The 7,478-nt window shown below is 38.2% G+C and carries 7 protein-coding genes and 2 riboswitches; of the genes, 5 read left to right on the top strand and 2 right to left on the bottom strand.

Features of this window, described 5'->3' with window-relative positions; translation table 11 throughout:
• Positions 1 to 444: 444 nt before the first annotated feature.
• Entirely contained in the window at positions 445 to 2,244 is a 1,800-nt protein-coding gene (gene thiC / locus C1726_RS05935) for a phosphomethylpyrimidine synthase ThiC (RefSeq protein ID WP_102272388.1), read from the bottom strand.
• Positions 2,245 to 2,398: 154 nt separating this feature from the next.
• Positions 2,399 to 2,513: riboswitch (TPP riboswitch) on the bottom strand.
• A gap of 255 nt (positions 2,514 to 2,768) precedes the next feature.
• Positions 2,769 to 2,878: riboswitch (TPP riboswitch) on the top strand.
• Between the two features lie 94 nt (positions 2,879 to 2,972).
• On the opposite strand from thiC, the gene tenI reads away from it, so the two are divergent.
• Genes tenI through C1726_RS05960 form a run of 5 tightly spaced genes read left to right on the top strand, consistent with a single transcriptional unit; the run spans position 2,973 to position 6,728 of the window.
• On the top strand, positions 2,973 to 3,614 hold the full coding sequence (gene tenI, locus C1726_RS05940; protein WP_322090961.1) for a thiazole tautomerase TenI: 642 nt from the start codon (positions 2,973 to 2,975) through the stop codon (positions 3,612 to 3,614).
• The gene (thiO, locus tag C1726_RS05945) at positions 3,589 to 4,728 is read left to right on the top strand and encodes a glycine oxidase ThiO (RefSeq protein WP_235822708.1); all 1,140 of its coding nucleotides are present in this window, start codon (positions 3,589 to 3,591) and stop codon (positions 4,726 to 4,728) included. The genes tenI and thiO overlap by 26 nt, the downstream gene beginning before the upstream one ends.
• Before the next feature lie 11 nt (positions 4,729 to 4,739).
• Positions 4,740 to 4,943 carry a sulfur carrier protein ThiS gene (gene thiS / locus C1726_RS05950; protein ID WP_102272321.1) on the top strand — a complete coding sequence of 68 codons (204 nt, stop codon included), beginning with the start codon at positions 4,740 to 4,742 and terminating at the stop codon, positions 4,941 to 4,943.
• A gap of 1 nt (position 4,944) precedes the next feature.
• Positions 4,945 to 5,712: a thiazole synthase gene (locus tag C1726_RS05955; protein WP_102272322.1), complete on the top strand. Its 768-nt coding sequence runs from the start codon at positions 4,945 to 4,947 to the stop codon at positions 5,710 to 5,712.
• Positions 5,709 to 6,728, top strand: a complete 1,020-nt coding sequence (locus C1726_RS05960) for a thiazole biosynthesis adenylyltransferase ThiF (protein ID WP_102272323.1) — start codon at positions 5,709 to 5,711, stop codon at positions 6,726 to 6,728. Before C1726_RS05955 ends, C1726_RS05960 begins: the two co-directional genes overlap by 4 nt.
• Positions 6,729 to 7,282: 554 nt before the next feature.
• On the opposite strand, the gene C1726_RS05965 is transcribed toward C1726_RS05960, so the two are convergent.
• Positions 7,283 to 7,478 (bottom strand): YolD-like family protein (locus C1726_RS05965; RefSeq protein ID WP_142385060.1); only part of this gene is annotated, 196 nt, incomplete at its 5' end.

Genomic DNA, 7,478 nt, shown 5'->3' on the forward strand with positions numbered 1-7,478 from the left:
TTAACATAGGTATTACATATTTAAGGAACGAACCGTCCATTACTTAAAAAACAAAAAACGTTCCTTACAAAGCGTAAGAAACGTTGATTTTACTGCACTTCTAACTTTCAATATTATATATATTATCCAATTTATCATCGATAGTGTTGATCAATAATCAATCATTAAGCTAGATGAAGTTATTATGAATAAAAAATGTTACAACCAAATAATGGCAAGGTTTTTCTATGGATTCTTTTAGCTTTGTCCCTTATGAGTCTTTTAATTATCAATAATATAAAACATTTACTTTATTACATTTGATACATTTTTCATAATACTGATTCCTTTTACAAAAATGATGATCACAGTTTCGCTGAATCTCTTTTAAATGTTTCTCTAAAGAAGCAAGGTGAGTTTTGAATTGTTTAATTTCCTCTTCAAGTTTTTCGATATTCGCCCTAATCACCTCCTAAGAAAGTTATTATATATTTTACCACCAGTCTGCTTAAACTCTTCGGCCTTTTCCTTCAAACCTATTTCAATTGCTTCCTTCGTATCAAGATTGCCTTCTATAGCATAATTACGAATATCTTGAGAAATTCTCATACTACAAAATTTAGGTCCACACATTGAACAGAAATGTGCCGTTTTTGCACCTTCAGCTGGTAAAGTTTCATCATGATATTCTATTGCGCGTTCAGGGTCTAAAGACAAATTAAACTGATCCCTCCAACGGAATTCAAAGCGAGCTTTTGATAAGGCATCATCTCTCATGCGTGCTCCAGGATGTCCTTTTGCTAAATCAGCAGCATGTGCAGCAATTTTATAAGTTACAACCCCTACACGAACATCATCTCTATTTGGTAAACCTAAATGTTCTTTTGGCGTTACATAACAAAGCATTGCTGTCCCATACCAACCAATCATTGCAGCTCCAATAGCCGATGTAATATGATCATAACCAGGGGCTATGTCAGTTGTTAGGGGGCCAAGTGTATAGAAGGGGGCCTCCTGACAGACTTCTAGCTGTTTGTCGATGTTATCTTTAATCAGGTGCATTGGTACATGTCCTGGTCCTTCAACCATAACCTGGACATCATGCTTCCAAGCAATTTTTGTTAACTCTCCAAGTGTTTCTAATTCAGCAAACTGTGCTTCATCATTTGCATCTGCAATGGATCCAGGACGCAATCCATCCCCTAAAGAAAATGCAATATCATACGATTTCATAATTTCACAGATTTCTTCAAAGTGAGTATATAAAAAGCTTTCTTTATGATGGTACAAGCACCATTGAGCCATGATAGATCCGCCGCGAGAGACAATACCTGTTACACGTTTTGCTGTTAACGGAACATATCGTAAAAGTACCCCGGCATGAATTGTGAAATAATCAACGCCTTGCTCCGCTTGTTCAATTAAGGTATCCCGGTAAATTTCCCAGGTAAGATCTTCAGCAATGCCATTTACTTTTTCAAGTGCCTGATAAATTGGGACGGTGCCTACAGGAACAGCTGAGTTACGAATGATCCATTCTCTTGTTGTATGGATGTTTTTCCCTGTAGATAAATCCATAATAGTATCAGCACCCCAACGTGTTGCCCAGGTCATTTTTTCAACCTCTTCTTCAATAGAAGATGAAACGGCAGAGTTGCCAATATTGGCATTAATTTTTACGTGAAAGTTACGGCCTATTATCATAGGCTCTGCTTCTGGATGGTTGATATTAGATGGGATAATTGCTCTCCCCTTCGCTACTTCGTCACGTACGAGTTCAGGTTTCAGATTTTCTCTAATTGCAATGAATTCCATTTCAGGTGTGATTATCCCTTTTTTGGCATAATGAAGTTGTGTGACATTATTCCCTTTTTTGGCTCGTAATGGTTTCCTCTTTAAACCAAGAAACACCTTATAATTGGTACGAGGATCGTTTTTATCTTTATAACCATTATCTTCGGGTTTGATTTCACGACTATCATAATACTCAACATCGCCTCGTTCTTGAATCCATGAACTTCGAAGGGCAGGAAGACCTTTTGTAATATCAACGGAATACTCAGGATCTGTATATGGTCCACTAGTGTCATACACACGTACAGGAGGATTTTTCGCCTCTCCAAACGTACCAGTTGTCGGGCTTAACTCGATTTCACGCATTGGCACTTTAATGTCAGGTCTAGATCCCGTTACATATACTTTTTTGCTTCCCGGAAAATTAGACATGATGGAAATGCTTTTTTCATTTAATGAATTTGTTGACATTGACATAAATAATCTCTCCTTTTTGGATATAAAGGACAAGAAATAGAACACAACAAGTGGAGATCTTATAAAACAACTTATGAAATACAAAAAAAAGCCGGTATCCAACAAATGGTTGGACCCGGCTAAAATGTATGCAGAAGTAGTATTGCTACAATGACTATTCTAACTTCCCCACGCTGGTATGAACCAGATCAGGTCCCAAGAGTCAAGAAACTTCAACGTGTTCCTTTCTCAGCCCAACTTATTGGACTCCCCTAGTTATTTCTATTCAATTCGATCTTAGTATACAGGTAATTCTACTAAAAGAAAAGGAAAATTTTGAAAATGAAAATAAGGGGATGAGACTGCGCATGACGAATATTTATCTGAATTAAACACCTATAAATATCCATTCTTTAAAGGTTATGCTTCCAAGATATAGTATCATATTTTGACTGACATGATAAAAAATAATTTGACATTTCTTACAAAGGTGCTAACATAATCGATGTAAAATCATAATAAAAAAATAAAATTTGAAGTTTATCCGCTAGAGGTGCCTTTTTTAAAAGGCTGAGATTGAAGTTTTACTTCGGGACTCTATGAACCTGATCTGGATCATACCAGCGTAGGGAAGTGGGACTGTGATTTTTGATGAATTTTTTTATTTTCAAATTTCAAACCACTTTCTTAATTTGAGGAAGTGGTTTTTTGTTTTTACTTTTAGCGGAAATCTTCTGAAGGGAGTGCCTTGTATTTTCAAAGATAAAGAGTTGCATATCATATCCAATGGGAAGATGCCGATTGAAAATTTCAGAGAAATAATGATGGATATCCACCCCTATGTAACAGCCATTCATTTACGGGAAAAACAAAAAACAGCAAAAGAACTATTTCATGAAGTCCAACTTTTAACTTCTGCAAATATCCCACGAACAAAGATTATGATTAATGATCGCTTGGATGTTGCATTAGTTGCAAAGGCCAGAGGAGTCCAATTAGCCTTCCACAGTTTAGAACCAGCAAGTGTGAAAGAAAATTTCCCTCTACTCCGGGTTGGACGATCCATTCATTCCTACGAAGAAGCGGTAGATGCAAAAATAAATGGGGCAGATTATGTGATTTACGGTCACATATTCTCAACACAATCAAAACTAGGGATGTCTCCTAAAGGATTAGAAGAACTTTCTAGGCTTACAAAACTAGACATTCCGGTAATTGCAATTGGAGGTATTACACCAGAGAATACAGCAGAGGTACTTCGTGCAGGTGCATCAGGGATTGCGGTTATGTCGGGTATTTTAGATGCAAGCGATCCATTGGCAGCTGTTAAGTCTTACATATATGAATTAAAAGATGGGGATGGAAAAAGTGAAAAATATATTTGATGTGGTCATACTTGGTGGAGGAATTATCGGGTCTTCCATTGCTTATCATCTTTCAAAAATGGGAAGAAAAGTTGTCATCATTGAGAAAGAGCAATTAGCTTGCCAAGCTTCAAGCGCTGCTGCAGGAATGCTGGCTACACAAGCAGAAATGGAACAAGATGGTCCGTTACTCCAGTTAGCCCTAAAAAGCCAAGCAATGTTTCATCTTCTCTCAAGTGAATTATTGGAATATACAGGAATGGATATTGAGTTTGTAAATAAAGGAATGCTGAAAGTTGCGGAAACAGAGGAAATTGCATCCGATTTAAAAAAACAGGTTACCTATCAAAGAAATTGGGATCCTGCAATTACATGGCTTGATTTTAAGGAATTGCATGAAATGGAAGTATCCCTATCCCCAAGCATAGCAGGAGCGATGTTTCTGCCTAACGATGGCCATGTACATTCGGAAAAGTTATCGAAAGCATTCACACAAGCAGCAGTCTATTTTGGAGCCGAGATCCGTGAACATACGGAAGCCATTTCATTTATTTATGAAAATGATCAGGTTAATGGGGTTAAAACAACTAAAGGGGTTATACACAGCAATCAGATTGTCATTGCCGCCGGGGCATGGTCCGCTCAATTAATGCAAGAATCCGGATTCAAAATAAATATGTATCCAATTAAAGGAGAATGCTTTTCTGTCAAACCTAATAAGACATTGATCAATACAACAATTTTTTCCGACAAGCGTTGTTACTTAGTACCAAAGCAGAATGGGGAAATCTATATTGGCGCTACCATGATTGAACATACTTTTGATCAAACAGTAACACCTTTAGGGATTGCAAGTTTAATCCAAAGAGCCACACAACTTATTCCCGAATTAAATGAGGCCTCATGGGAGCGCGTGTGGTCTGGAATCCGACCGCAGACAGCAGATGGTATGCCATACATTGGCGAACATCCAAATTGGAAGGGATTATATGTTGCAGCAGGGCATTTTCGAAATGGAATTCTATTAAGCCCAATTACAGGGAAATTAGTAGCTGAGCTTTTAACAGGTACATTACTAGATCAAACGCTTCTCTCAGCATTTCATTTAGAAAGACATCAAGAAACCATTGTGTAGGAGGTATTGTAATGGAAGTTGTCTTAAACGGTCGGTTAATCCAATTACCGGAAAATGTTGTATATATTGCAGATGTTCTCAAGTATTATGACATTCAAGATAAAATCGTAATCGTGGAAGTAAATGGGGTAATAATACCGAAACTAGAACACCAGAATACGAGAGTATCAGATAAAGATCAAATAGAAATAGTCCACTTTGTAGGAGGCGGTTGATATGTTAAAAATTGGTCCATTATCCTTTCAATCTCGTTTATTATTAGGAACGGGAAAGTATCTAAACTTTGAACTCCAAAAAAAAGCGTTGGAAGTATCTGAAGCGGAGATCCTTACATTTGCAGTTAGACGAATGAATATTTTTGAAGCGAGTCAGCCCAATTTATTAGAACAGCTAGACACCAACAAATATACACTTTTACCTAATACAGCAGGAGCAAAAACTGCTGTAGAGGCTATCAGAATAGCAAAATTAGCGAAAGCATCAGGCCTGTGCGATATGATTAAAGTGGAAGTAATTGGATGTGACCGAACATTACTTCCTGATCCAATTGAAACCTTAAAGGCAACAGAGGAATTAATAAAGGAAGGATTTATTGTCCTTCCATATACCTCAGATGATGTGATTTTAGCTAGGAGGCTTCAAGAAGTTGGCTGTCATGCGGTCATGCCAGGGGCCTCACCTATAGGATCCGGTCAAGGTATCATCAATCCATTAAACCTTAGTTTCATCATTGAACAAGCCCAGGTGCCTGTTATTGTAGATGCTGGTATAGGAACACCTTCCGATGCTGCGTTGGCAATGGAAATGGGCGCCGATGGCGTATTATTAAATACAGCAGTGTCAGGGGCTACAGATCCGGTAAAAATGGCTAAAGCTATGAAGCTGGCGATTGAAGCAGGCCGCTTAGGTTTTGAAGCAGGCAGAATCGAAAAAAGAAAATATGCAACTGCAAGCAGTCCACAGGAAGGAATGAGTATTGGGTGAATCAGAGGTACTCACGACAAGAGCTATTTTCACCGATTGGAAAAGATGGGCAGCAACAGATTTCCGATAAGCATGTACTCATCATAGGAGCAGGAGCTCTCGGTACAAGTAGTTCTGAAGCATTGGTCCGTGCTGGAATTGGCAAACTAACTATTGTTGACCGTGATTACGTGGAATGGAGTAATTTACAGCGGCAACAATTATATACAGAAGAAGATGCCAAATCACGAATTCCAAAGGCCATTGCAGCCCAAAAACGCTTATCATCAGTTAACTCAACTGTTGAAATTCAGGCAATTATTGCGGATGCTTCAGCCCGAGAACTTGAAGAATGGGCTAAGAACGTGGATCTTATCATTGATGCAACCGATAATTTTGAAACAAGAATGATCATAAATGATATATCACAAAAGATGGGTGTTCCATGGATTTATGGGGCTTGCGTTGGAAGCTATGGCATTACCTGCACATTTATTCCTGAAAAAACACCTTGTCTTTCTTGTTTACTTGAAACCGTTCCAATAGGTGGATTAACTTGTAACACAGCAGGAATAATTAGTCCCGCTGTTCAAATGGTTGTAGCATATCAAATAAGTGAAGCATTGAAAATCTTAGTCGGCGATTTCGGTTCAATCCGAAATAAACTTATTTCATTTGATTTATGGAAAAATCAATATAGTACTATACAGGTAGATAAGCTAAAAAGAGAGGATTGCCCTTCGTGTGGAAATAACCGTTCCTACCCTTATTTATTATTTGAAAATCAAACGAAGACAGCAGTCCTTTGTGGAAGAGATTCTGTTCAGATTCGGCCCTCTTTTCTAACAGTGCGTGATTTGCCTGCTTTAGAAAAACTATTGGCTAAAAAAAGAGGAACAATCCAGCGAAATCCTTATCTTTTATCCTATACAGCAGATCCTTACCGATTAGTTTTTTTTAAGGATGGAAGAGTACTGGTTCATGGAACAAAAGATATCTCCGAAGCAAAGGCACTATACAATCAATACTTGGGCTAAAATGTTAGTACTAAACTAATTAAAAGGATAGTGTGCCTGACCCGATATTTTAAAGTTTTTAACGTATCTCGGGTCAGGCACCATGCATGCCGCCATTTTTTACTACAGCAAGACAATTAAGAGAAGGTGCCTGTCACTCCCTGAAGAATCTTGATTCACAAGATAGATTCCTTACAAATATAAAAGGAGTTCCTCGATAGTTCACAGAACTATCGAGAAGTTCGTTTTCTAATGAATAGTATCCTTGAAATGCGCAGCAATTGAGATAATTATTATTAACAAAAAAATAAAAAACACCCATAAACGCTGAGTTAACAACGTTTGTGGGTGTTTTACTTTCATTAAAACGGACGTAAATAGTTCTCATGATACCGGTGGTCGGGGTCGAACCGACACTCCAGAAGGAACACGATTTTGAGTCGTGCTACGAAAAACATACGTTAATTATTCCGTTCAAACGCCGTCATCATTGGCGTTAGATCGTTTCGGCAAATCAATCGCCATAAATAGGCGAATACGACCGTGTCAGATTAACGCAATTATATCATGTATCGCTAATCTTCGACAACCCTCACGTCAACCACGTCCGCCATGCTCACACGCTCTATCAATCCGTTTGCTAGTTTTACGCGAAACTGTTGCGCAATCATATCAACGTACTTCACCCACCCGTTTACTTTCGAAAATCTTCCCGCAGTCCACACCGTAAATTCCACCGGCAAGTTGAACTCCATGGCGAAATCGACGCGC

It is taken from the genome of Cytobacillus massiliigabonensis, from assembly GCF_900199725.1.
Taxonomy (GTDB): Bacteria; Bacillota; Bacilli; order Bacillales; family Cytobacillaceae; genus Cytobacillus; species Cytobacillus massiliigabonensis.